Below are 21,309 nucleotides of genomic sequence, written 5' to 3'. Positions count from 1 at the left end.
TGGCTACATGGCTGCCGCGCTTAGTGCCCTTGCTTTGTCCCGCCTCCTTGGCCCTTGGAACAGCGGAACCGGCCCGGCCTATCGTGAACTGGCCGACGTGGTGCGCCTGCTCATCCTCGATGGCCGGATCCCGCTCGACACAGCCCTCCCCAGCGAGCGTTCACTGTGCACAGCCCTGACGGTCAGCCGCACCACCGTCACCGCGGCCTACGCCAGCCTCCGGGAGCAGGGATTCCTCAGCAGCGGGCAAGGGAGCCGCGGTAAGACCCGCATCCCTGAACTGACGCCGTTCGGCCCGGCACTCTTCGGCCCCCAGCCGCCTACCGCCAGCCCCTCGGCGGGGCCAGGGCTGAGCGCGCCCGGGCTGGCTGCGCCCGGGGGACTCATCGATCTGGCATACTCCGCTCTGCCCGCGAGCGGCGAGGTGGTGCACCGGGCCTTCGCCGCGGCCCTGACGGAACTTCCTGCCCTGCTCCCAGGTTTCGGGTACGACGCCTTGGGGCTGCTGCCGTTGCGCCAGGCGGTCGCGGACCGGTATTCAGCCGCCGGAGTGCCGACGCAGCCGGGACAGATCATGGTGACGTCCGGTGCCCAGCACGCCCTCACCATCATCATCCGCACCCTGACGGACCGGCAGGACCGGGTGCTGGTGGAACATCCCAGTTACCCCCACGCGCTGGATGCCATCCGCTCCGCACGGTGCCGCCCGGTCCCGGTGGCGTTCACAGCGTCCGGCTGGGACCTGCCCGCGCTGGAATCCGCCATGGCGCAGCAACAGCCAAAGCTTGCCTATGTGGTCCCGGACTTCCATAACCCCACGGGCATGATCATGCCTGATGCCCAGCGCCGCCGGCTGGCGCGCGCGGCCGCAGCTGCAGGAACCGTGCTGGTGGCAGACGAGACGCTTCGCGACCTTAATCTCGACGGCGTTGCCACAACTCCCCTTGCCGGGTTCAGCAGCAGCGTGGTGTCCATAGGGTCGCTGAGCAAATCCCACTGGGGCGGCCTGCGGACTGGCTGGATCCGGGCATCGGAACCAATGATCCAGCGTTTCGCCGCCGCGCGTACCACCTTGGACCTTGGCGGCCCTGTGATGGAGCAACTGGCAGCAGCCCACCTGGTCCGGGCACTGGAGGAACCACTGCCCGCGCTGCTGCAGTCGCTGCGCCGCAACCGGTCCGCACTGCTCGGCTTCCTCGCCGAGCACCTCCCGACATGGCAGGTGGCGCCTCCGCCGGGCGGTCTCTCCGTCTGGTGCCGGCTGCCCGGACCCATCAGCACGGCCCTGACAGTGCTGGCACCCGACTTTGGCCTCAGGCTTGCAGCCGGTCCGCGCTTCGGGATTGGCGGCGCCTTCGAACGCAACCTGCGGCTGCCCTTCACCCTTCCGCCCGACAAGCTTGAGACCGCGGTCCTGGCGCTGCGGGCGGCCCAGGACAAACTCGACGCCGCACCCCAGCTCCGGCAGTCTCTGACCCAGGCCCCCGCCGTCGCCATCGCGTGACCGGCACCACCGGACTCGCCGGAACGGCAAGCGGGAGCTACGCGTACACGCGCTCCAGGAATCCACCCCACGCCTTGGCAGTTGCCTCGGAATCACCCGCGCCGCTGAAGTCGTGCACCGTCATGCCCACGGGGGCACCCCACGCATTGCGGCCGAAGAACCGGTACATCGCGTCAGCGGTGCGAATGCCCAGGAAGTGCTCGTTGGAGAAGTCCACCTCGCCCGTAAGCCGCCCCACGCCGTCGAGCTCCACATCAACCTTGGCGCCCTGCTCCACGGAACCGGCGCCCAGCGCGTCACGGAGCAGGGTGAACCCGCCCGGCCCCTGGGAGGCCGCAGGGGCCTGGATGTCGGTGAAGACCACGGGCCGCCCGTCAAAGTACTGCAGGTACTCGCCCAGCGTGTGCAGGTAGAACCCGGTGTGGCGGCTGGCGCCGTCATACTGCTGGTCCCAGTTGTCCGCGAAGATGCCGCTGTGGACGTAGTGGAGCCGGGCGCGTCCGCCGTCGAGCGGTTCCAGGACGTGCTCCAGCTGGTTGAACCAGCCGTCCGGGCCGTCCATCCGGGACACCAGGTGGCGGGGGTACTCCTCCACGGTCTTGACGTCCGGCCACTGGTCCGTGGGGAACATCCACGCCGGCGTCCCGTTGGTGACGGCTTCCCAGACCCGCTCGGGAGTGGCGGGAAGTTCAGTGTCGTAGACGATTTCGAAGTCTCGGTTCTCAGTCATTGTCCTGCTCCTTGCCTGCTGTTTGGTTGGCTGCCTTGGGGGCATTGGTTTCTTTGAGGGCAGGGTGCAGCGCCACGACGAGCCGGTGCCTCCGCCCCTGGGGTGCTGCCCCGCCGTCGTGGTACTTGTCCACCAGACGCGTGACTTCCACGCCGAGCTCCTCGGCGAAAGCGGCACGGTCAGCGGCGCTGCGGAAGGTTATGTCGCCGTCGATGGCGAACGTGGCCAGCTTTTGCCTGGCAGCAGCGGCGCCGGCAAGGAGCTTGCCCACCTCCTGGACCATCCGTCCCGCCAGCGCCAGCAGCCAGAAGGCGGAGAAGCGGTCCGCGAACCGCCGCGGGTCGGGGGACACCGCCGCGAGCGCGGTGGGTGAGATGAGGTAGGACGCCGCCGTGGCCTGCACCACCCGCTCCGTCACGTTGCCCTTCCGGCGCTCCTCCACCAGCTCAACCAGCCCGTGCCGCTCCAGGGCCTTGAGGTGGTAGTTCACTTTCTGCCGTGGCAGGCCCACGCGGACCGCCAGCTGCGTGGCTGAGCCCGGCTGGACCAGCTCGCGCAGGATCTGCGTGCGGATGGGGTCAAGGGATGCCTCGGCCGCAGCCGGGTCCTCGATGATTGCGATGTCCTGCATGCCTTCAGTCTGGCAACCGACAAGTTTTTTTGTCAAGAACTTTTTTGTCGTCGGGAGGACAGTGCCAGCAGGGTGCCGATCCTGCCCCGGTAGAATGGACCGGTGATGCGATCCCCCCTCCCCGTGCGCGACGGCGTCAACGCCACCCGCCTGCGGCTTCCGGACGAAGGGCCGTGGGACACCGCGATGGACTACATGATGCACCGCTGGGGCCACATCGATCCGCAGGGCATCGAGGACAGGTTCGACGCCGGCGAGATCGTCGGCGAGGGCGGCATCCCCCTGAGCCGGCACACCAAGCTGGAGGACCACACCTTCATCTGGTACTACCGCACCCTGCCGCAGGAGACGCGCCTGCCCGTGGACCTCAGCATCCTGCACCAGGACGAGCACCTGCTGGTGGTGGACAAGCCGCACTTCCTGCCCACCACGCCGGGCGGCACCTACATCCAGGAATCGGCCCTGGTGCGCCTGCGGAACCAGCTGGACCTGCCGGACCTGATCCCCATGCACCGGCTGGACCGCATGACCGCCGGGGTCCTGCTCTTTTCCACCAATCCGCAGACACGCGGCAAGTACCAGGTGCTGTTCGAGAAACGGCAGGTGCAGAAAGAGTACGAGTGCGTGTCCGCAGCCGAGCCCGCGCCGGGGTATCCCGCCGTCGAATTCCCGGTGGTGGTCCGCAACCGGATGACCAAGTCCCGCAGCTACCTGCTGGCGGAAGTCATCGACGGCGAGCCGAACGCTGAAACCAGGATTGAACGGCTGGAAACGTTCGACGGCGGCAAGGCCATGAGTGCCCGGGGAACCAGTGCGAACGGAACCTCGGGTGCCAACCGCCTCGCCAGGTACCGGCTGGAACCGCACACCGGCAAGACCCACCAACTGCGCGTCCACATGGCTTCGCTGGGACTGGGGATCGTGAACGACGCCTTCTACCCGGACCTGCTGGACAAGGCCCCGGACGACTACACCAGGCCGCTCCAGCTCCTGGCCCGTGGCATCCGGTTCGTAGACCCTATCTCGGGGAAGCCAGTGGAGTACCGCAGCGGCCTGGAGCTCAGCGAAGCAATTCGGGCACAGCCCTAAGCTTCGGGTACGTCCCTAAACCCCGAGCACGTCCCTGAACACGGCCTCGATCCCGGCGGTGTGCAGCACGAACTCCACCAGCGCCAGTCCGCTGTCCGGGTGCAAGGATTGGAACCCCGCCACGGCATCCTCCGCGGCCTGCGCAACGGCCGCCGCGCTCCACCCATAGGCTCCGGCTCCCACCGCGGGAAAGGCCATGTCCCGGGCGCCCAAAGTATGGGCCAGCCGCAGGCTTTCGCTGAAGCAGGACACCAGGAGCGCGCTGTTGGTCTGGCCCGCGTGCCGGTTGGGCCCCACGGTGTGGACCACCCAGCGGGCCGGCAGCCGGAACGCAGGGGTTGCCACGGCGGCGCCGGTCTGGAGGCCGTGCGGCAACGCGCTTTCCCGCAGTTCCCGGCACGCTGCCAGCAGCTCCGGCCCCGCGGCCCGGTGCAGCGCCCCGTCCACTCCCCCGCCGCCGAGCAGCGAAGCGTTGGCGGCGTTCACCACCACGTCCACCCGCCGTTGCGTAATGTCGCCCTGCAGAACAGAGATCCGCATGCCGCCAGTTTCCCAAGTGCGGTACCTTGTGGCAATGGACTTCGGCGGCATCGACAGCTGGGGAGCGACCTTCTATTTGTGGGTCATCCCGATGGTGATCGGTGACGCCATTTTTCCGCCCATCCCGTCCGAAATGGTGGTGATCACCGGCGGCGCCCTGTCCGCGGACGGCCGGGCCAACGTGTTCCTGGTGCTGGTGCTCGCCGCCCTGGCGTCCTGGCTTGGTGACATGGTGGTCTTCCATCTCTTCCGGCGACGCCTCAGCCATGTGCTGGACCGCTGGAAGTGGGGCCGGCGCGTCCATACCGGCATCCATGCGGCCCTGGCCAAGGCGGGGCGGTCCTCCACCTACGGAACCATCATCGGCGCGCGCTTCATCCCCGGCGGCAGGCTGGCCACCTCGGCAGCCTCAGGCGTGGCAAACGTTTCGGTCCGCGGCTTCAGCCTGTGCGCAGGCCTGGGGGCGGTCCTGTGGGCCTGCTGGCTGGTGGGGCTTGGCTACTTCACCGGCTCAACCACCAAGCTGCCGTTCTGGGCAAGCTCGCTCATCGGCGTGGCGGTGGGCCTGGTGATCGGCGCCGTCGTGGGCATCATCGTCACCCGCCGCAGGGGCACCCGTTCCCCGGTCGAGGACGAGCCCATCCCCGACGCAGGCTAGACGGGCAGCCACTTGCCGCGGCTGCGCCGCAGCACGCTCAGTGCACCCGTCAGCGCAACGCGTTCGACGGCGTCGCGCATCATGGCTGCCGACTCCACCGCCTGGCGGTTCTCGCCGCTGTATTCGCTCGCCTCCACGAGGAAGCGCAGGTTCAGCTGCGGCACGCCTCCGGCGATCTGGAGCTGGTGCGCCTCCACGTGGTGCCGGGTCCCCAACGCCTCCACGGCCGCGTCCATGACGGATTCCGGCGCATTGCCCGGCCGGAGCCCGGTGATCTTGAGGCGGGTCTGGAAGGAAGGCATGCCCTCCACCCTATCCAAACGCCCCGATGCTCCATCACGTATGGTCCCTAACATCGCCTGTTAGGGACCATAAGTGATAGAGCAACAGGAGAGATTAGCCGGTGTTGCGGAGGCCGGCGGCCACGCCGTTGACGGTGATGAGCATGGCCCGCTGGAGGCGCTCGTCGAGCTCGGCTCCGCTGATTTCGGATTCGGTGCGGACGCGGCGCAGGAGCTCCACCTGCAGGTAGCTGATGGGGTCCAGGTACTGGTCCCGGATCTCCAGGGAGCGCTTCAGCGTCGGCTGTGCGTCCAGGAGGATGTTCTCGCCGGTGAGCTTCCGCACCTCGGCCACCGTCAGCTCGTACTCTTCGCGGATGGTCCGGAACAGGTGGTGCAGCTCCTCCGGGACCAGGGTGGACACGTAGTAGCCGGCAATGTCCATGTCCGTCTTGGCCAGTGTCATTTCCACGTTGGACAACACAGAGCGGAAGAAGTTCCAGTGGTCCATCATTTCCATCAGCTGCGCTGAGTGGCCGGCTTCGCGGGCTGCCTTCAGGCCCGAGCCCACGCCGAACCAGCCGGGCACGATCTGCCGCGACTGGGTCCAGCCGAACACCCACGGGATGGCGCGCAGGCCGCCCAGGCCGGCACCGGAATCGGGGCGCTTCGACGGGCGGGACCCGATGTTCAGGGAACCCAGCTGTTCCACGGGGGTGGAGGCCATGAAGTAGGCGGGCAGGTCCGGGTGGTCGATGAGCTTGCGGTACCGGTCAAAGGCGGCGTCCGAGATGGCCTCCATGACGTGCCCGTAGCGTTCCCGCTGGTCCTCGGAGGTTCGCGGATCGCGGTGCAGGGCGGACCCCTGCAGGACCGCAGCCAGGGAGAGCTCAAGGTTTTCCCGGGCCAACTCCGGCAGGGAGTACTTGTCGGAAATGACTTCGCCCTGCTCGGTGAACTTGATCTCGCCTTCCAGGACGCCGTTGGGCTGGGCCAGGATGGCATCGTAGGTGGGCCCGCCGCCGCGGCCCACAGAACCGCCGCGGCCGTGAAACAGGCGGACGCGGACACCGTGCTTGGCGGCGACGTCGCGCAGCTTGCGCTGGGTCTTGTGGATCTCCCACTGGCTGGTCATCACGCCGGATTCCTTGTTGGAGTCCGAGTAGCCCAGCATGACTTCCTGGATGTCACCGCGCAGCCGCACCAGTTCGCGGTAGGAGGGGTCGGACAGGAGCTGGTCGATGATCTCCGCGGAGGCCCGCAGTTCCTCCACGGTCTCCAGCAGCGGCGCGAAGCCGAGCTTGGCGTAGGGCTTGTCACCGAAGAGGTTGATCAGCCCTGCCTCGCGGGCCAGCACGGCCGCGGCCAGGACGTCGTCGGCGCCGCGAGTCATCGAGATGATGTAGGTCTCGATAACGTCCGGGCCGTACATGCGCAGCGCCCGGCGGATCTCGCGGAAGACGTCGTAGGTGCCATCGGCAGCGCCGTCGAGCTTGATCGGGTGGCCGGATAGCGGGCGGCGGGAAGCCAGTTCGGAGCCCAGCACCTCAAAGCGTTCTTCCCGGCTGAGTTCGGCGTAGCGCAGCCCCGGACCGCCGATCCGGTCCATCAGTTGCCCCACGGCGTCGTGGTGGTGGTCCGCGTGCTCGCGGATGTCCAGGGTGGCCAGGTGCAGGCCGAAGGACGCGATGGCGCGGCGGACCCGGGCCAGGGAGCCATCCGCAGCGAGGGCTGCGGAGTGGTTGCGGAGCGACAGTTCCAGCAGGTGCAGGTCCGCCAGGAGCTCTTCGGTGCCACTGTAATCGCGGCCGTGCTCATGGTTGGAGTTCACGGCGACACGCTTGCCGGTGTTGATGAGCTTGGCCTTGATGCAGGTGAGCTTGAGCCGGTAGGGCTCCTGGGCGTTCAGCTCCAGGACGCGCTTGTCCAGGCCGGGAAGCTTCCTCAGATCCTCGTCGATGGACGTGAGCAGCGATTCGTCCGCGCCTGCCAGTGCTGTGGAGTTGGAGAGGATGGAGATCAGTTCGTCGATCATGCCGATGCTGATCCGGATGGCGCTCTGGTTCTGGATCTGCAGGATCTCGCGGGTAACGGCCGCGGTAACGTTCGGGTTGCCGTCGCGGTCACCGCCGATCCAGGAGCCGAACCGGATGGGGGCGTCCTTGGAGGCAAGGGTGACGCCGTGCTCGCCGAGGAGCTCGGAGAGTTCGGACAGCATTTCGGGCATGGCGTCGGTGAGGATGCCGCCCAGGTAGTAAATGGCGTTACGGGCTTCGTCGACTGGAGTGGGGCGGACCTGGCGCAGTTCGTCGGTCTGCCACATCTGGTCGATGATCTCGGCCAGCTGCCGGTCCTGCCGGCGCCGGGCCGTGGATCCTTCGGCGGTGGACTGGGACAGGACGTCGGAGAGCTTGCGGATTTTGTCCAGGACCGAGCGGCGGGAGGCCTCGGTGGGGTGGGCGGTGAAAATGGGCCGCACGTCCAGGCCGTTAACCACTTCCTGCAGGACGTCGGGTCCGGCCTTGGCGGCGATGTCCGCCACGGTCTTGGCCAGCCAGCCGTCCTTTTCGGCGCGGGTCCGCAGTCCCCGGACGCGGTGGACCTGCTCGGCGGCGTTGGCCAGGTGGAAGTAGAACGCGAAGGCACGGACCAGGTCGGTTGCCTGCTCAATGGGCAGGGAGCCGAGGAGTTCACGGACCTGGGCAACGACGTCGTGCGCGCTCCAGGGGCCGGTGGCGTGCGCACCGCCGCGGGCCGCCTCCTTGGATTCCTTGGTCAGGAGCCGGACCTGCTCCACGAGGTCCAGGAGTTCCGGACCGTGCTGGCGGACCAGGGATTCGCCCAGCAGGGTGGAGACGCGCCGGACGTCCGCGCGCAGTTCGGAGGCAAGATCGGTCTCGGGAGGTGTTGCAGTGTGAGCCATTGAAACAATCTTTCGAGGGGTTCGGACTTGGCTCGTACACTGCGCTGGATACTGTGAGCCACGTTACTAGCTAAAGATGCTACCCCCGCTCCTGCGCGGTGGTGGAATCCGTCTCAAAAGATGTCGTGATACCCAGGTGGTGTTTGACCGCGTCGAGTTCGTTGCGTAGTTTTTCCACCTCGTCCTGCCAGGCAGCAGCCTGGGCCTTCCGCCGGCGTGCGCGCCTGGCCTGCACCGCTGCGGCTGCCAGTGCCACCGGCACCGAAGCGGCAAGGGCCCAGCCTGCGGCCGCGAAGAAGCCCAGTGCCACAGGCAGTGCGGCCTGGAAGTCGATGAAGTCGTTGACGCCGCCGGCCATTCCGGCCATGGCCCCCTCAAGGGGCTGCAGGAACTGGCCCACAACGGGAGTCCCGGACAACGATGGCGCGGCGAGCTTGGCCTGCGCATCCCCGCCCCAGCGCCCGTCCGCCAGGTGGTTGAGGACATAGATGCCGGCGCCGACGTTTGCTGCCATGAAGACGACGACGGCGGCGAGCGCGGCGAGGTCCGCCCGCCTTCGCCGCCACACCAGCACGCCCGCGCAGGCAGCCGCAGCTGCTATCCAGGTGAGCGCCGCCAGCCACTCCCGATTCACTCCGGCAAGGATGTCCACCTCCCCATTCAACCCCGGCGGACGATCTTGAAGTTGAAATCCGGGGTGCCCAGCGCGCCGAACAGCCGCAGCCAGAGCGGCAGCACCATCTCGGCGCCGCGGGCCGTCGTGATGTCGCCGAGGTCAATGACGTCCCGGTGGCCCAGGGATTCCAGCAGGCCGGTGACGATCTTCTTGGCTTCGGCGTCGTCGCCGGAAACGAACACCGAATGGTCTGCGTCCGCCAGCCGGCGCGGGTCCACCATCAGCCCGGCATTCATGGTGTTGAGCGTCTTCACCACCCGCGTCTCCGGGAAGGCCCGCTGGATCCGCTCACCCAGGCTTTCGGTATTGACAGGGTTCAGCACCGGCGGCATGCCCTGCGAGAAGTCGAGCGGATTGGAGACGTCCATCAGGACTTTTCCGGCCAGCCGCGCGGCACCGGCCGCCCCCAGGGCCGCAAGGGAAGCGGCGCCGTTGGTGGCATTGACCACCAGCTCACAGTCACCCGCCGCGGCCGCGAAGGTGTCCAGCCGGATGTTGCCGTGCCCTGCATGCCAATCCTTGAAGGGCGGGCCGCCCATGGGATCCGGGCTGGTCCGGCCCGCGGTTTCGGCGGGGTCCCGTGTTCCCAGGACCACCTCGTGGCCCAACCTGCTGAATGCTGCTGCCAGCGTGCGTCCTACAGTGCCCGTGCCAAGAACTGCGATCTTCATGGCAGAACGCTACTCTCCGCACCAGCGGGAACAAGAGGACTTAGGGCGGAATAAACACGCCGTGTACGCGGTTATAGCGGGGGCATCCGCAACGGAAGGAACCATGGCCACCACCCCAGCCGCCCAAACGTCAACTGCCACTGCACCAACTGCCGCCCCGCCGGCCGCGCGGGTAGAGCGCTGGCAGCGTTTCCGTACCAACCGGGACAAGGCCCTCGCCTCACCGCATGGCTGGCTCACCCTCACTTCCTTCCAGTGGCTCGGGGACTCCCCCGCCGCCGTCGACCTCGCCCCGGGCCTGTGGTCCACTGACGCAAAGGGTACGACGGCGTTCCTCACCGCGGTCCCGTCGGACGGGCTCACGCTGGTGGAGACGGGCGGGAAGGTGGACGGTACCGTGTCCGCCGTCCTGGCGGACGAGGAATCGCTGATGTGGGTGCGGTACGGCGGCCCGGACGGGGACCAGGTGGTGGTGGAACTGGCCATGCGCGGCGGCCGGTACGCCATCCGCACCCGGGACGCGGCCTCACCGGTCTTCACGGACTTCGACGGCGTCCCCACCTACCCCTACAACCCGGACTGGGAAGTGACGGGCCGGTTTGAGCCGTACCCCGAGCCGGTGGACGTTCCGATCGGCACTGCGAACCCATTGGTGGACGGCGTGCACCGGAGTGTGGGCGAGGTGGTCTTCCGCCTGCCTGGCAGTAGCCACGAGTTCCGGCTTCAGGCCGAGGAGGAGAAACTCGGCGCCCTGACCGTCACCTTCCACGACGAGACGAATGGGGACACGACGGACGACTGGCGAAAGCTCGCGGTGCCCAGGCCGCGGCCGGATGGCTCCGTGGTCCTGGATTTCAACCGCGCGATCAACTACCCCAGCGCCTTCACCCCGTACGGCACCTGCCCCATGCCGGTGAAGAACAACAGCCTGGATGTGCGGGTTGAGGCAGGCGAGAAGCAGCCGTATCCGGCCTAGCATCCGGGAAGCTCAGGAAATGGCGGAAATCCCGGTGATGGCCCGCCCCACGATCAGTGTGTTGACCTCAAACGAGCCCTCGTAGGTGTAGATGGCTTCGGCGTCGGCGAAGATCTTGGCCATCCGGTAGTCGGTGACGATGCCGTTTCCGCCCAGGATGGAACGGCCCAGGGCCACGGTTTCGCGCATCCTGGCGCTGAGGTAGGACTTGGCCAGGGCCACCTGGGGCATGTCGGCGGCGTCCCGGTCCTGCAGCCTGGCGATCCCGGCCATCATGGACATGCTGGCCACGGCGTTGCCCAGCATGGTCACCAGCTGCTGCTGGATCAGCTGGAAATGGGCCAGCGGGCGGCCGAACTGGTGGCGTTCAACCGCGTACTGCCGGGCGACGTCGAACGCCGCCAACTGCTGGCCCACCGCCTGCCAGGCCACCATGATCCGGGAACTGCGGAGCAGTTCCTTGGTGTCCTCGAAGCTGTTGATCCCGGCAAAGCGGTCCGCTTCCGGCACCAGGACGTCCCGGAACTCAATGTTCGCGTTCTGCACCGTGCGCAGGGCGATCTTGTTCTCGATCCTGCTCCGGCTGACGCCCGGCAAAGCGGCGTCGACAATGAACCCCCGGACCGATCCGTCCGCCTCGTCCCGGGCCCACACCAGCATGTAGTCGCAGAACGTCCCGTTGCCGATCCAGCGCTTGGCGCCGTTGAGCACCCAGGCATCACCGCCATCGTCCGTTTCTCCTGTTGCCGACGAAACCCGCCTGGCACGCGTCTCCATGCCACCAGCCACATCGGACCCGTGCATCGGTTCGGTGAGCGCGAAGGCACCGGTGGTGCGCAGTTCCGAGGCGTCAGCGAGCAGCCGTTCCTTCTGGTCGTCGGTGCCGAAGGTGTGGAGGGATTCAACAAAGAGGTCGTGGTGGACCAGGAAGAAGGTGGCCAGGGACGTGTCCACCCTGGTTATCTCCGCGATGACCAGCCCGGCGAAGAGGTGGCTGTAGCCGCGGTGCACGGGCGTGCTCAGTTCCAGGGCGGCCAGCTTGGGAAGGATGTGCGCCGGAAACTCGGCCTTGTTCCACCAGTCCCCCGCGTAGGGTGCGACCTCGGCGGCCAGGAAGTCCCGCAGCTCGGCAAGCTTGTTCCGTTCAGCCCCGTCCAGCATCGCTTCGACGGCGAAGAAGTCCGCCGCAGGCAACTGGGACAGGTCCGGCGTGCTCATTTCGGCCCCATCCTGATGGCGCCGTCCAGGCGGATGGTTTCGCCGTTCAGCATGGCGTTGTCCACGATGTGCGCCACCAGGTTGGCGTATTCCGCGGGCTTGCCCAGCCGGGAGGGGTGCGGGACCTGCGCGCCGAGGGAGTCCTGGGCTTCCTGCGGCAGGCCGGCCATCATGGGCGTCTCGAAGATGCCCGGGGCAATGGTGACCACCCGGACCAGCGAGCGCGCCAGCTCCCGGGCGATGGGCAGGGTCATCGCAGCCACCGCACCCTTGGACGCGGAATAGGCGGGCTGGCCGATCTGCCCGTCGAAGGCCGCCACGGAGGCAGTATTGATGATGACCCCGCGTTCGGGGCCGCCCAACTCGGTGGCGGTGGGCTCCGTGGCCACCATGGCTTCGGCGGCCAGCCGCAGGACGTTGAACGTGCCCACCAGGTTCACCTGGATGACGCGGCTGAACGTGTCCAGGGGCAGGACGCCGTCGCGCCCCAGGACCTTGCCGGGGGTGGCGATCCCGGCGCAGTTCACTACGATCCGGAGCGGCCCCAGCTCCGCGGCGGTCCCGACGGCGGCCCGCACGTCGGCCTCGCTGGTCACGTCTGCGGGGGCGAAGACGGCGGACTGGCCGGCTTGGGCGCGGCCGTTGAGTTCGTCCGCCACTGCCTGGCCGCTTGAGGACGGCAGGTCGACGAGCACGACTGACGCGCCGCCGTCGAACAATCTGCGCGCGGTGGCCGCTCCCAGCCCGGACGCGCCGCCTGTCACCAGCGCGACGCTGCCTTTGATGTCCATACATCCTCCTTGATGCGTGTCCCCATGCCGCGGCGCGGCCTCGAGCAACAGTTAATGAATGTTAACTGAAATTGTGATCTCCCGCACCCTGCGCGCATGCCGCGTTGCCCCGGCGGCTCCGCAGGCACGGTTAGGGTGGACGGCATGACGTCCAGCAGCACTTCCATGACCGCCTGGCCGGACAGGGCGAACCACGCGGCCCGGTCCGTCACCGCCCTGTTCGGGCACAGGCTGCTGTTCCTCCCGGGCACCCATCTGGGCGCGGTGCTGTGGCAGGGCAGGCACCCGGGCCCGCGGGTCCAGCAGGAGCAACAGGAGCAGGCCGCGCATCCGGGCAACCGGTGGCTCGCGTTGCTCCGGCGGGCCCGGCCGGCCGCCGCCCTGGCCCTCCCGTGGCACTACTGGTGGCAGGCGCACTACGTGGACTGCCTGGTGGACGCCGGCCGGCGCGAACTTGGCAGCGGAGCAACCCCCGCGGCCCGGTTCGACGGCCCGGACCGGCCCAGCGCGGGCCACCTGGCCTCGCGGTTGGTGACGGGCATCAGGCTCCGCAACGCGCTGACCTTCGTGAACAGCTACTACGACGACATGGCCTGGCTTGCCCTGGCAACCCTGCGGCTGGACCGGCTGGCCGGGGAGACACGGCGCCCCGGCCGCCGCCGCAACGCCAAAGTCCGTGCGTCGCTGGCGCTGCAGTTCGACGCCGCCTGCACCGACGACCTGGGCGGCGGAACGTTCTGGAGCAAGAAGCGGGACTTCAAGAACACCCCCGCCACGGCGCCGGTGGCGCTGTTCTATGCCCACACCGGCCAACATGCCAAGGCACAGGCGCTGCTGGACTGGCTGGACGCTACCCTGTTCGACGCCGGGCAGGGACTGTACCTGGACGGCGTCCGCCTCACCCCTGCCGGCGAGGTGGTGGAACGGGCCGTGTACACCTACAACCAGGGCCCGGTGCTGGGCGCGCTCCTGGAACTGGGCGGCGAAGCGAATCTGGCCCGGGCAGCCGTCCTGGTGGACGCGGTGCAGCGGCTGCTGACGGTGGCGGCAGGCGGCGCGGAGGGCGCTTCCGCCGGCGGTTCGGTGCTCCGCTGCGAAGGAACCGGCGACGGCGGCCTGTTCACCGGGATCCTCTGCCGTTACCTGGCGCTTGCGGCAGCGGATACCCGGCTTCCCCAGGCCACCCGCGCAACCGCGGCCCGGCTGGTGACGGACACGGCCGAGGCGTTCTGGTCCGGCCGCCGCCCGGTAGGCCCCAACGAAGCCGGTGGGCGGTTGCGGGGCAGGAGTATCTTCTCTATTCACGCTGCGCAACCGGCGGCCGCGACATATCCGCCGGGCGCCGCCGTCGAGCTCGTCACCCAGCTGCAGGCATGGATGACGCTGGAGGCCGCCGCGGCCGTAACCGCAGCGGGTCTTCCCTAATCCAACCCTGGCGGGCGCTTCTTCTGCGGATAGGGCGTCTCGCCGCGCGCCAGCATGTCAACGAAACCGGCGATCCTGCGCTCGCGGGTGGCGGCCTGCTTCGCGGAATTGGTCCGGTACACCAGGGAGAACAGGTTGGTCTTGGTGAGGACATCGAACATTGCCTGGGCGGCCGGGTTTTCCGCGATGGCGGCTGCCAGGTCCGCCGGAACCTCAACATCGGCCTGCCCGCCGTAGGCCGCGTCCCAGCGGCCGTCGGCCTTGGCGGCTTCCACCGCCGCCCTGCCGGCGTCGGTCATCTTTCCTGCCGCTTCCAGCCTGGCGATATGCCCCACGTTCCGGGCGGACCAAATGCTGCGGGGACGCCGCGGCGTCATCCGCTGGAACACGCTCTCGGCATCCCGGCGCCGCCCCTGCCCATCGATCCAGCCAAAACACAGGGCCTCATCCAGTGCAGCGGGATAGTCGAGCCCGGTGACCGTCCCGCCCTTCTTGTGCAGGACCAGCCACACGCCCGGGCTGGTCCCGTGATTCGCTTCCAGCCAGGCACGCCAGGCAGCGGCATCAGGCACCAGCAGTTCCTCAAGGTCATTGGCCATGGCCTAATTCTGCCCCCGGAAGCACAGGCCACAAGCCCCGTGTGCACCGCGCCTCCAGGTGGCATCATGGCCCTACAGACCGTCGCCCACCTCCTCAAGGACAACGCCATGCTTCGAGTCCGCCCCGTCCACTTCACCTCCCGCACCGACTCCTGGAAGCAGTTCCTCACCGCACTGGGCATGGTGCAGACAGAGGACGACGGCGGCTGGCACGTCTTCGATTCAGCGTCCGGACGGCTGGCGCTCCACGGAGCGGAGGCCGGGTCCGGGCAGGACGGCCACACCGTATTCGGGGTGGAGGTGGGCGACGTGGCCGAATTCGCGCGCCGCACCAACCTCTCCGCGCAGGAGGATGGGACACAGGGAGGAGGAGCGCAGCCGGCTGAGCTGGTTACGGCGGCCCACGGCGAAACCTGCCGGATCAGCGCCCCGGACGGCTTCAGTTTCATGGCCGACAAGGCATCCCATGCCGCCCAGTGCGCTGACGCCGACCCCGCCCTGGCCGTCGTCGCGGTCTGGTACACAGCGGACCCCGAGGGAGCCGTCCGCACCCTGCTGCACGTAGGCGCGCATCCCCGCCCGGTCCCGGACAATGACGAGACCGCCGACTTCACGGCCAAGAACGGCGGTGTCCTCCTGGTGCGGCCGGCAACGGGCGCCTCCCGCTCGGGTTTGGGCTTTGAGTACGACGGCGGCCTGGAACCGTTGCGGGACCGGCTCACCGCCGCCGGTTTTGCCGCCAGCCTCACCGAGGAGGCGTTTGGAAGCACCCTCCACGTGGCCAATCCGGACGCCGGCAGCCCCAACGCGCCAGCCACCGTCTGGATCTCCCAGCGCCGCCCCATGGGGTAGAACTTAAGCATGAACGTGCGCACACCTGACCCGAATCCCGGCTGGCTCTCCGAAGAAGACCTCTTTGAGGCGCGCGGGCGGCTGCCCATGGTGTACGTGGAGGCCGTACCGGTCAGGCTGGATCCGCTGGGGTACGTCAACGAGGTGGGCACGCTGCTCCAGGCGGACTCGGACGGAACCATGGTGCGCTCCCTGGTCTCCGGCCGGGTCATCTACCGCGAAACCATCCGCGCCGCCCTGCTGCGGCACATGGAAAAGGACCTGGGCCCGCTGGCGTTCCCGCAGCTGCCGCTGAGCCCCGTGCCGTTCACGGTGGCCGAATACTTCCCCGCGCCCTCACAGACGGGGTTCACGGACGAGCGGCAACACGCCGTGTCCCTGGCCTACGTCATCCCGGTGACGGGCGAGTGCGAGCCCCGCCAGGACGCCCTGGAACTGACCTGGATGACCCCCGAGGAAGTCCTCAGCCCGGGCGTCCAGCTGGAGTTTTCCGGCGGCCGTGGCGGCCTCATCCGGCAGGCCCTGGCGTTCGCTGGCGTGGGCTTCTAACCACCCCGCCGGGACGTGGGGGTCCCCGGTTTTGAGTGCCCGCCTTTGTAGACTGTAGGGCGGACCGCAAGAGAACTTAAGGACTCCCATGACCGAATCACCAGCCGCCAGGCACCACAGTGAGCAGCAGGCTGGATCTCTGACCACCGGCAGCCACATCCTCCTTCCCGACGGCCGCCGCACTGCCGAAATCGACCAGGTGGAGCTCGAGCACGACGACTTCGGCTCACCGGCACTGGTGCTGGCAAGCCTTTCGGGCGGCGGCACGCTGCGGGTGGCCATCGGCACCACGGTCACGGTGGTGGATGGAGCGCACGACGACGTCACCCAGCTTCCGCTGCCGGCAAACCTTCCGGAGCCCACACCGCCGGCGGAAACCGCCGCACCCAACGACGGACGGCAGGAGCAGCCCGGCTCCGGGACCGGTCCCATCAACGTGGCCCCCGCCGTCGTCGTCCCTCCCCTTCCGCCGGTGCCGCCCGCGGTGACGGGGCCCAGCGAAGAGGAACTGGCGCTCATCCCGGCTCCTGCCGGCACCCCTGAGTCGGTGGTGGAAGCCGCCGCTGAGGCGCACCCTGACGCGGAGGGCGTCCTGCTCCTGGCCGACCGGCTGTCCAAGGGCGTCAACTTCAAGTCCGGAAGCTGCCTGAAGGACCTCAGCGACCTGGCGCACGAGCTGTTCATCACGCTGAAGGACGCAGACGGTGCACTGTCCGTGGCGGACCTCCTGACCGTGCTGCCCTATGACGGAAACCCGGGTCGATGGACCTCGGTGGAGGCGTCCCTGGCGCTGGCCAGCTACATCTGCCGGCAGGACGGCCAGGACAAACGCGCCGAGGTCTACGAGAAGCTGATCCGCACGCCGGAGAACCAGGAAACGGACCCGTTCAAGGCGCGCATGGCCGCCAAGGTGCGGCAGCGCTCGCTCAACGAGCCCAACCTGTACGACAAAGAGATCTTCCGCTCCATCGACAACTCCAATCACGACGCCGAGCGCGAGTGGCGGCTGCTGCGGCTGGAGTCCCTGCTCTTCCTGCGGGCGCACGGCGGCTCTGAAACCATCGGGATGTCGGAGCTGGAACGGCGCATCAGCAACGAGCTGGAGGCCGTCCGCTCCTGAGCCCCGCGGCATCTGCCCGGGCGGGGAAGTTACCCCTACCCGGGGCAGTCTCCGGGGCGTACATTCGGGGCTATGACGAACAATCTCAGCGTAGTGATCAACGCCGACGCGCCGCAGGTCTGGACCATGCTGCGTGAACCGTCCAGGGTGGCCCAGTGGCATGGCTGGCAGGCCGAAGACCTGGAATCCGAGATCAAGGAGATCTACTTTTCCAGCGACGTGGAGGAAGCCGCGGACCACACGAGCCTTACCGTGCACGGCGGGGACACGTTCCAGCTCCACCCGGAAGCCGGGGGGACGCGGGTCAGCGTCACGCGTGGAGCCGTGGATCACGATTCCGAGTGGGCTGCCTGGGACGAGGACATCACCCAGGGCTGGCTGACGTTCCTGCAGCAGCTCCGCTTCGCTTTGGAACGGCACCCGCACGGCAAGCGGCACACCTTGTTCCTGCACCTGACCGAGGGCAACGGCTCCGCCATCGACAAGCTGGGGCTCGCCGACCTCCCGGCGCCGGGTGAGCCGTACCAGGTGACGCTGGGCACCGGCGAGGAGATCAGCGGCAAGGTCTGGTACCGGACCAGCCACCAGGTGGGGCTTACCGTTCACGGCTACGCGGAGCACGGCGAAGGGCTGCTGGTGGTGGCCGACCATCCCGCCATCAAGGATGTCCGGGCAGAAGGCGACGGCTCGCTGGTTGTCGCGTCCACCTACGATCTCGGGGCCGGGGCGTTCGACGCCATCCGGCAGTCCTGGGATTCCTGGCGGGCCACGAACTACCCGGCATCGGAACCGGCCAGCTGACCCCACTTGCCCCTTGATTTACGGGGGCCGGGTGGTTTGCTGGCACACTGGTACGGTGCCAGCCAACCCTGCCTTCGCCCTGCCTGATACCCGGTCACAGTTTTCCTTCACGGTAGGCACGCGCCTTGGGGACTCCTGCCCGCCCTCCGGGGAACAGGTTGCTGAAAACGGCGGGGAGTTCCTGGGCCGCACCGGCACCATCACCACCCCGCACGGCGAGATCCAGACGCCGGCGTTCATCGCCGTCGGTACCAAGGCCACGGTGAAGGCCGTCCTCCCGGAATCCATGGCGGACCTTGGCGCCCAGGCGCTGCTGGCCAACGCCTACCACCTGTACCTGCAGCCGGGCCCGGACATCCTTGACGAAGCCGGCGGGCTGGGCGCCTTCATGAACTGGTCCGGCCCCACGTTCACGGACTCGGGCGGATTCCAGGTGATGAGCCTGGGCTCGGGGTTCAAAAAGGTCATCGACATGAAGTCTGTGGACGCCTCCGGACCGGACGACGCGGTGGCACCCGGCAAGGAACGCCTGGCACACATCGACGACGACGGTGTCTGGTTCAAGTCCCACCTGAACGGCGACCGGCACCGCTTCTCCCCCGAAATCTCCATGCAGGTCCAGCACCAGATCGGCGCGGACATCATGTTCGCGTTCGACGAGCTGACCACCCTGCAGAACTCCCGGCGGTACCAGGAGGAATCGCTGGAACGCACCCGGCTGTGGGCGGAGCGGTGCATCGAAGAGCACTTCCGGCTGACGGAGGCACGGGCGGCCAAGCCGTACCAGGCTTTGTTCGGCGTGATCCAGGGCGCCCAGTACGAGGACCTGCGCCGCAAGGCCTGCCGTGATCTTGGGGCCATGCCCTTCGAAGGATTCGGCATCGGAGGTGCCCTGGAGAAGGAAAACCTGGGCACCATCGTCCGCTGGTGCAACGAGGAGCTCCCGGAGGACAAGCCGCGGCACCTGCTGGGCATCTCCGAACCGGATGACATCTTCACCGCCATCGAAAACGGCGCCGACACCTTCGACTGCGTTTCCCCCACCCGGGTGGCCCGGAACTCCGCCTTCTACACCCCGGAAGGCCGGTTTAACCTCTCCGGCGCCAAGTACAAGCGCGACTTCGGGCCGCTGCAGGAAGGCTGCGACTGCTACGCCTGCGCCAACTACTCGCGGGCCTACATCCACCACCTGTTCAAGGCCAAGGAAATGGTGTCCGCCACCCTCATCTCCATCCACAACGAGCGGTTCGTGGTAAAGATGGTGGACGATGCCCGGCTGGCCATCGAGTCCGGCACGTTCTTCGACTTCAAGGCCGAGACGCTGGGCCGGTACTACTCCTAGGCACTACCATCAGGGAGCTCCGGTAGGGTGAGCCCCATGCCTATCGAACCCATCGAAATCCCTGCCGCTGACGGCACCGCAGAGGCCCTGGTGGCCCGTCCGTCCAACGGAACCGGCCCTTTCCCGGGCGTCATCTTTTATATGGACGCTTTCGGCCTGCGGCCCCGCATCCACGAGATGGCCCAGCGCATTGCCGACTGGGGCTACGTGGTGCTGGCGCCGAATGTTTTCTACCGGGAAGGATCGGCCGCAGAGCTGGCCCCTTCAATGGACATGACCAGCCAGGAAGGCCGGGAGACGGCCGGCAAGGCTGCCTTCCCGCGCGTTGGCCGGCTGACCTCGGACAAGGCGCTGCCGGACATTGATGCCTGGGTTTCCGCGCTCAGGGCGCTCGACGGCGTGGCCCCCGGCCCTATCGGGACCACCGGCTACTGCATGGGTGCCCGGCTCGCCGTCCGCACCGCCACTTCCCACCCCGAGGAAGTGGCAGCGTGCGGGGGCTTCCACGCCGGCGGCCTTGTCACCGACGAGCCGGACAGCCCGCATCTGGGACTCAAGGAGGCAAAGGCGCGGTTCGTGTTCGGCCACGCAAACCACGACCCCAGCATGGCCCCCGCCGCCGTCGCCCGCCTGGGCGAAACGCTGAAGGACGCAGGGCTGGAAGCGTCCAATGAGATTTTTGAGGGGGCCCCGCACGGCTACACCATGGCGGACACCTCCGCCTTCCACCCCGAAGCCACCGAGCGGCACTTCCAGGAACTGCGGGCGTTGCTGGACGGCGCGCTGAAGGGCTAAGCCGGCCAGCCGCCGTCGAACCCGCCGGAAAGCTGCCGGCCCGCCGGAACGTTCCGGCGACCCCGCACATTTCCGGCGAGCCCGGGAGGCAGGACGTTGTCCACATGACGACGGCGGCCCCTTCCGGAGGTGCCACAGCTGCAGGATCGTGTCGGCATGACGCCACAGCAGCCGGTCCGCCTCCCCGCCCTTCCGAGCACCGGCAACCTGTGGCGGACGGGACAATTGCACGAGCACGGGCTCAATTCCCGGGCCATCAAGGCGCTGGTGCTCCACGGGAAGCTTGTCCGCCTCCGCCACGGCTGCTACATCCGCTCCGGGCTGTGGGAGGAGCAGTCAGGGCCTGTCCGCAGCAGGCAGTTGATTTACGCCCATGCCCACGGGACGCTGACCTCCTCAGCAGGCGGCTATGTGTACAGCCACACTTCGGCGGCCCGGCTGCACCGTTTGTATGTCTGGGACGTCGATGACCTGATCCACCTTCTGCTGCCAGGCAGCCCATCAAGCGAACGGCTCGGCAAGGATGTCCGTGGCCACACCCGGCCCTGGACGGAGGCGGATGTGGTGACTCTCGGCAGCCTCCGGGTGACATCGCTTGAGCGGACGGTAGTGGATTGCGCCATGATGCTGGGCCACCGGCAGGCACTGGTGCTGATGGACCACGCCCTCCGGCTCGGTGCGGACAAAGCCGTCATGGAAAGCATGGCTGACGGCCTGCCGGGAAGCCGTGGGATCCGGTGGCTCCGGCTCGCGCTCGCCCACGCAGATCCTCGATCGGAGTCGGCCGGTGAGACGCTTACCCGTGAACTCCTCATACGGCTGAACCTTCCCCTGCCGGAGCCCCAAGTCAACGTTGACACGCGCGCGGGCCGGTACCGCCTTGATTTTGCCTGGAAGGAAAAGAAGGTCGCCCTGGAATTCGACGGTAAAACGAAGTACTTCGACTACAAACCGGCCGCCGAAGTGCTGTACCAGGAACGGCAGCGGGAGAATGCCCTCACCGAGGACGGCTGGACCTTCGTCCGCGTGAAATGGGCCGACCTCTTCCGCGAACAGGAGTTCAAAGCCCGAGTTCTTGGCGCGCTCCGGCGGTAGTCATGCCACGGGGCGCCAAATCGCCGGAACGGCACCAAAACGC

General features: G+C 68.0%; 22 protein-coding genes. 12 read left to right on the top strand and 10 right to left on the bottom strand.

The window, feature by feature from the left end; genetic code table 11:
* Window positions 1-7 precede the first annotated feature (7 nt).
* On the top strand, window positions 8-1,504 hold the full coding sequence (locus tag JCQ34_RS02940) for a PLP-dependent aminotransferase family protein (protein WP_286401665.1): 1,497 nt from the start codon (window positions 8-10) through the stop codon (window positions 1,502-1,504).
* Window positions 1,505-1,541: 37 nt separating this feature from the next.
* Here the strand turns inward: JCQ34_RS02940 and JCQ34_RS02935 are convergent, their stop codons facing one another.
* Complete coding sequence (locus JCQ34_RS02935; RefSeq protein ID WP_286401664.1) at window positions 1,542-2,234, bottom strand: SRPBCC family protein; 693 nt, start codon at window positions 2,232-2,234, stop codon at window positions 1,542-1,544.
* Entirely contained in the window at window positions 2,227-2,865 is a 639-nt protein-coding gene (locus JCQ34_RS02930; protein WP_286401661.1) for a winged helix-turn-helix domain-containing protein, read from the bottom strand. Before JCQ34_RS02930 ends, JCQ34_RS02935 begins: the two co-directional genes overlap by 8 nt.
* 105 nt (window positions 2,866-2,970) lie before the next feature.
* On the opposite strand from JCQ34_RS02930, the gene JCQ34_RS02925 reads away from it, so the two are divergent.
* Window positions 2,971-3,954 (top strand): RluA family pseudouridine synthase, encoded by a 984-nt coding sequence (locus JCQ34_RS02925; protein WP_286404270.1) that lies wholly within the window; start codon window positions 2,971-2,973, stop codon window positions 3,952-3,954.
* Window positions 3,955-3,969: 15 nt separating this feature from the next.
* Here JCQ34_RS02925 and JCQ34_RS02920 read toward each other — a convergent pair whose 3' ends face one another.
* On the bottom strand, window positions 3,970-4,494 hold the full coding sequence (locus JCQ34_RS02920) for an O-acetyl-ADP-ribose deacetylase (RefSeq protein ID WP_286401660.1): 525 nt from the start codon (window positions 4,492-4,494) through the stop codon (window positions 3,970-3,972).
* On the opposite strand from JCQ34_RS02920, the gene JCQ34_RS02915 reads away from it, so the two are divergent.
* Window positions 4,493-5,152 (top strand): DedA family protein, encoded by a 660-nt coding sequence (locus tag JCQ34_RS02915; protein ID WP_286401658.1) that lies wholly within the window; start codon window positions 4,493-4,495, stop codon window positions 5,150-5,152. The two genes, JCQ34_RS02920 and JCQ34_RS02915, sit on opposite strands and share 2 nt — an antisense overlap.
* Here JCQ34_RS02915 and JCQ34_RS02910 read toward each other — a convergent pair.
* The 4 genes from JCQ34_RS02910 to JCQ34_RS02895 all read right to left on the bottom strand — a co-directional run bounded on the left by JCQ34_RS02910 (window position 5,149) and on the right by JCQ34_RS02895 (window position 9,703).
* Window positions 5,149-5,454 carry a hypothetical protein gene (locus JCQ34_RS02910; protein ID WP_286401657.1) on the bottom strand — a complete coding sequence of 102 codons (306 nt, stop codon included), beginning with the start codon at window positions 5,452-5,454 and terminating at the stop codon, window positions 5,149-5,151. The two genes, JCQ34_RS02915 and JCQ34_RS02910, sit on opposite strands and share 4 nt — an antisense overlap.
* A gap of 94 nt (window positions 5,455-5,548) precedes the next feature.
* Window positions 5,549-8,356 (bottom strand): phosphoenolpyruvate carboxylase, encoded by a 2,808-nt coding sequence (gene ppc / locus JCQ34_RS02905; protein ID WP_286401654.1) that lies wholly within the window; start codon window positions 8,354-8,356, stop codon window positions 5,549-5,551.
* 79 nt (window positions 8,357-8,435) lie between these two features.
* Complete coding sequence (locus JCQ34_RS02900; RefSeq protein ID WP_286401651.1) at window positions 8,436-9,008, bottom strand: hypothetical protein; 573 nt, start codon at window positions 9,006-9,008, stop codon at window positions 8,436-8,438.
* 8 nt (window positions 9,009-9,016) lie between these two features.
* On the bottom strand, window positions 9,017-9,703 hold the full coding sequence (locus JCQ34_RS02895; RefSeq protein WP_286401649.1) for an NADPH-dependent F420 reductase: 687 nt from the start codon (window positions 9,701-9,703) through the stop codon (window positions 9,017-9,019).
* Window positions 9,704-9,806: 103 nt separating this feature from the next.
* Between JCQ34_RS02895 and JCQ34_RS02890 the strand changes: the two genes are divergently transcribed.
* Window positions 9,807-10,679: a DUF1684 domain-containing protein gene (locus JCQ34_RS02890; RefSeq protein ID WP_286401647.1), complete on the top strand. Its 873-nt coding sequence runs from the start codon at window positions 9,807-9,809 to the stop codon at window positions 10,677-10,679.
* Between the two features lie 12 nt (window positions 10,680-10,691).
* Here JCQ34_RS02890 and JCQ34_RS02885 read toward each other — a convergent pair whose 3' ends face one another.
* The gene (locus JCQ34_RS02885) at window positions 10,692-11,897 is read right to left on the bottom strand and encodes an acyl-CoA dehydrogenase family protein (protein WP_286401646.1); all 1,206 of its coding nucleotides are present in this window, start codon (window positions 11,895-11,897) and stop codon (window positions 10,692-10,694) included.
* The gene (locus JCQ34_RS02880) at window positions 11,894-12,688 is read right to left on the bottom strand and encodes a 3-hydroxyacyl-CoA dehydrogenase (RefSeq protein WP_286401645.1); all 795 of its coding nucleotides are present in this window, start codon (window positions 12,686-12,688) and stop codon (window positions 11,894-11,896) included. Before JCQ34_RS02880 ends, JCQ34_RS02885 begins: the two co-directional genes overlap by 4 nt.
* Before the next feature lie 144 nt (window positions 12,689-12,832).
* Here JCQ34_RS02880 and JCQ34_RS02875 point away from each other — a divergent pair, with 144 nt between their 5' ends.
* Entirely contained in the window at window positions 12,833-14,113 is a 1,281-nt protein-coding gene (locus JCQ34_RS02875; protein WP_286401643.1) for a glycoside hydrolase family 76 protein, read from the top strand.
* On the opposite strand, the gene JCQ34_RS02870 is transcribed toward JCQ34_RS02875, so the two are convergent.
* Window positions 14,110-14,712 carry a YdeI/OmpD-associated family protein gene (locus tag JCQ34_RS02870; RefSeq protein ID WP_286401641.1) on the bottom strand — a complete coding sequence of 201 codons (603 nt, stop codon included), beginning with the start codon at window positions 14,710-14,712 and terminating at the stop codon, window positions 14,110-14,112. The two genes, JCQ34_RS02875 and JCQ34_RS02870, sit on opposite strands and share 4 nt — an antisense overlap.
* A gap of 108 nt (window positions 14,713-14,820) precedes the next feature.
* Here JCQ34_RS02870 and JCQ34_RS02865 point away from each other — a divergent pair, with 108 nt between their 5' ends.
* The 7 genes from JCQ34_RS02865 to JCQ34_RS02835 all read left to right on the top strand — a co-directional run bounded on the left by JCQ34_RS02865 (window position 14,821) and on the right by JCQ34_RS02835 (window position 21,266).
* Window positions 14,821-15,564, top strand: a complete 744-nt coding sequence (locus JCQ34_RS02865) for a VOC family protein (RefSeq protein ID WP_286404268.1) — start codon at window positions 14,821-14,823, stop codon at window positions 15,562-15,564.
* A gap of 9 nt (window positions 15,565-15,573) precedes the next feature.
* Window positions 15,574-16,113, top strand: a complete 540-nt coding sequence (locus JCQ34_RS02860; RefSeq protein WP_286401639.1) for an NUDIX hydrolase family protein — start codon at window positions 15,574-15,576, stop codon at window positions 16,111-16,113.
* A gap of 88 nt (window positions 16,114-16,201) precedes the next feature.
* A complete protein-coding gene (locus JCQ34_RS02855; protein WP_286401638.1) occupies window positions 16,202-17,233 on the top strand; it encodes a DUF6707 family protein in 1,032 nt (343 codons plus the stop codon).
* Window positions 17,234-17,305: 72 nt separating this feature from the next.
* A complete protein-coding gene (locus tag JCQ34_RS02850) occupies window positions 17,306-18,034 on the top strand; it encodes an SRPBCC family protein (protein WP_286401636.1) in 729 nt (242 codons plus the stop codon).
* Between the two features lie 55 nt (window positions 18,035-18,089).
* The gene (tgt, locus tag JCQ34_RS02845) at window positions 18,090-19,376 is read left to right on the top strand and encodes a tRNA guanosine(34) transglycosylase Tgt (RefSeq protein ID WP_286401633.1); all 1,287 of its coding nucleotides are present in this window, start codon (window positions 18,090-18,092) and stop codon (window positions 19,374-19,376) included.
* Between the two features lie 36 nt (window positions 19,377-19,412).
* Complete coding sequence (locus tag JCQ34_RS02840; protein ID WP_286401632.1) at window positions 19,413-20,171, top strand: dienelactone hydrolase family protein; 759 nt, start codon at window positions 19,413-19,415, stop codon at window positions 20,169-20,171.
* A gap of 156 nt (window positions 20,172-20,327) precedes the next feature.
* Window positions 20,328-21,266: a type IV toxin-antitoxin system AbiEi family antitoxin domain-containing protein gene (locus JCQ34_RS02835; protein WP_286401630.1), complete on the top strand. Its 939-nt coding sequence runs from the start codon at window positions 20,328-20,330 to the stop codon at window positions 21,264-21,266.
* Window positions 21,267-21,309 lie beyond the last annotated feature (43 nt).

It is taken from the genome of Pseudarthrobacter defluvii (genome assembly GCF_030323865.1).
GTDB classification, from domain to species: Bacteria; Actinomycetota; Actinomycetes; order Actinomycetales; family Micrococcaceae; genus Arthrobacter; species Arthrobacter sedimenti.
The sequence above is the reverse complement of the archived record's forward strand: the minus strand, read 5'-3'. Positions and strand labels throughout refer to the sequence as shown.

What these genes read in the sequence shown, in the direction of transcription:
- JCQ34_RS02930 (WP_286401661.1), bottom strand. Translation starts at nt 2,865, where the DNA reads ATGCAGGACATCGCAATCATCGAGGACCCGGCTGCGGCCGAGGCATCC.
- JCQ34_RS02920 (WP_286401660.1), bottom strand. Translation starts at nt 4,494, where the DNA reads ATGCGGATCTCTGTTCTGCAGGGCGACATTACGCAACGGCGGGTGGAC.
- ppc (WP_286401654.1), bottom strand. Translation starts at nt 8,356, where the DNA reads ATGGCTCACACTGCAACACCTCCCGAGACCGATCTTGCCTCCGAACTG.
- JCQ34_RS02915 (WP_286401658.1), top strand. Translation starts at nt 4,493, where the DNA reads ATGCCGCCAGTTTCCCAAGTGCGGTACCTTGTGGCAATGGACTTCGGC.
- JCQ34_RS02935 (WP_286401664.1), bottom strand. Translation starts at nt 2,234, where the DNA reads ATGACTGAGAACCGAGACTTCGAAATCGTCTACGACACTGAACTTCCC.
- JCQ34_RS02840 (WP_286401632.1), top strand. Translation starts at nt 19,413, where the DNA reads ATGCCTATCGAACCCATCGAAATCCCTGCCGCTGACGGCACCGCAGAG.
- JCQ34_RS02850 (WP_286401636.1), top strand. Translation starts at nt 17,306, where the DNA reads ATGACGAACAATCTCAGCGTAGTGATCAACGCCGACGCGCCGCAGGTC.
- JCQ34_RS02910 (WP_286401657.1), bottom strand. Translation starts at nt 5,454, where the DNA reads ATGCCTTCCTTCCAGACCCGCCTCAAGATCACCGGGCTCCGGCCGGGC.
- JCQ34_RS02875 (WP_286401643.1), top strand. Translation starts at nt 12,833, where the DNA reads ATGACGTCCAGCAGCACTTCCATGACCGCCTGGCCGGACAGGGCGAAC.
- JCQ34_RS02835 (WP_286401630.1), top strand. Translation starts at nt 20,328, where the DNA reads ATGACGCCACAGCAGCCGGTCCGCCTCCCCGCCCTTCCGAGCACCGGC.
- JCQ34_RS02895 (WP_286401649.1), bottom strand. Translation starts at nt 9,703, where the DNA reads ATGAAGATCGCAGTTCTTGGCACGGGCACTGTAGGACGCACGCTGGCA.
- JCQ34_RS02860 (WP_286401639.1), top strand. Translation starts at nt 15,574, where the DNA reads ATGAACGTGCGCACACCTGACCCGAATCCCGGCTGGCTCTCCGAAGAA.
- JCQ34_RS02870 (WP_286401641.1), bottom strand. Translation starts at nt 14,712, where the DNA reads ATGGCCAATGACCTTGAGGAACTGCTGGTGCCTGATGCCGCTGCCTGG.
- JCQ34_RS02925 (WP_286404270.1), top strand. Translation starts at nt 2,971, where the DNA reads ATGCGATCCCCCCTCCCCGTGCGCGACGGCGTCAACGCCACCCGCCTG.
- JCQ34_RS02940 (WP_286401665.1), top strand. Translation starts at nt 8, where the DNA reads ATGGCTGCCGCGCTTAGTGCCCTTGCTTTGTCCCGCCTCCTTGGCCCT.
- JCQ34_RS02885 (WP_286401646.1), bottom strand. Translation starts at nt 11,897, where the DNA reads ATGAGCACGCCGGACCTGTCCCAGTTGCCTGCGGCGGACTTCTTCGCC.
- JCQ34_RS02890 (WP_286401647.1), top strand. Translation starts at nt 9,807, where the DNA reads ATGGCCACCACCCCAGCCGCCCAAACGTCAACTGCCACTGCACCAACT.
- JCQ34_RS02865 (WP_286404268.1), top strand. Translation starts at nt 14,821, where the DNA reads ATGCTTCGAGTCCGCCCCGTCCACTTCACCTCCCGCACCGACTCCTGG.
- JCQ34_RS02855 (WP_286401638.1), top strand. Translation starts at nt 16,202, where the DNA reads ATGACCGAATCACCAGCCGCCAGGCACCACAGTGAGCAGCAGGCTGGA.
- JCQ34_RS02880 (WP_286401645.1), bottom strand. Translation starts at nt 12,688, where the DNA reads ATGGACATCAAAGGCAGCGTCGCGCTGGTGACAGGCGGCGCGTCCGGG.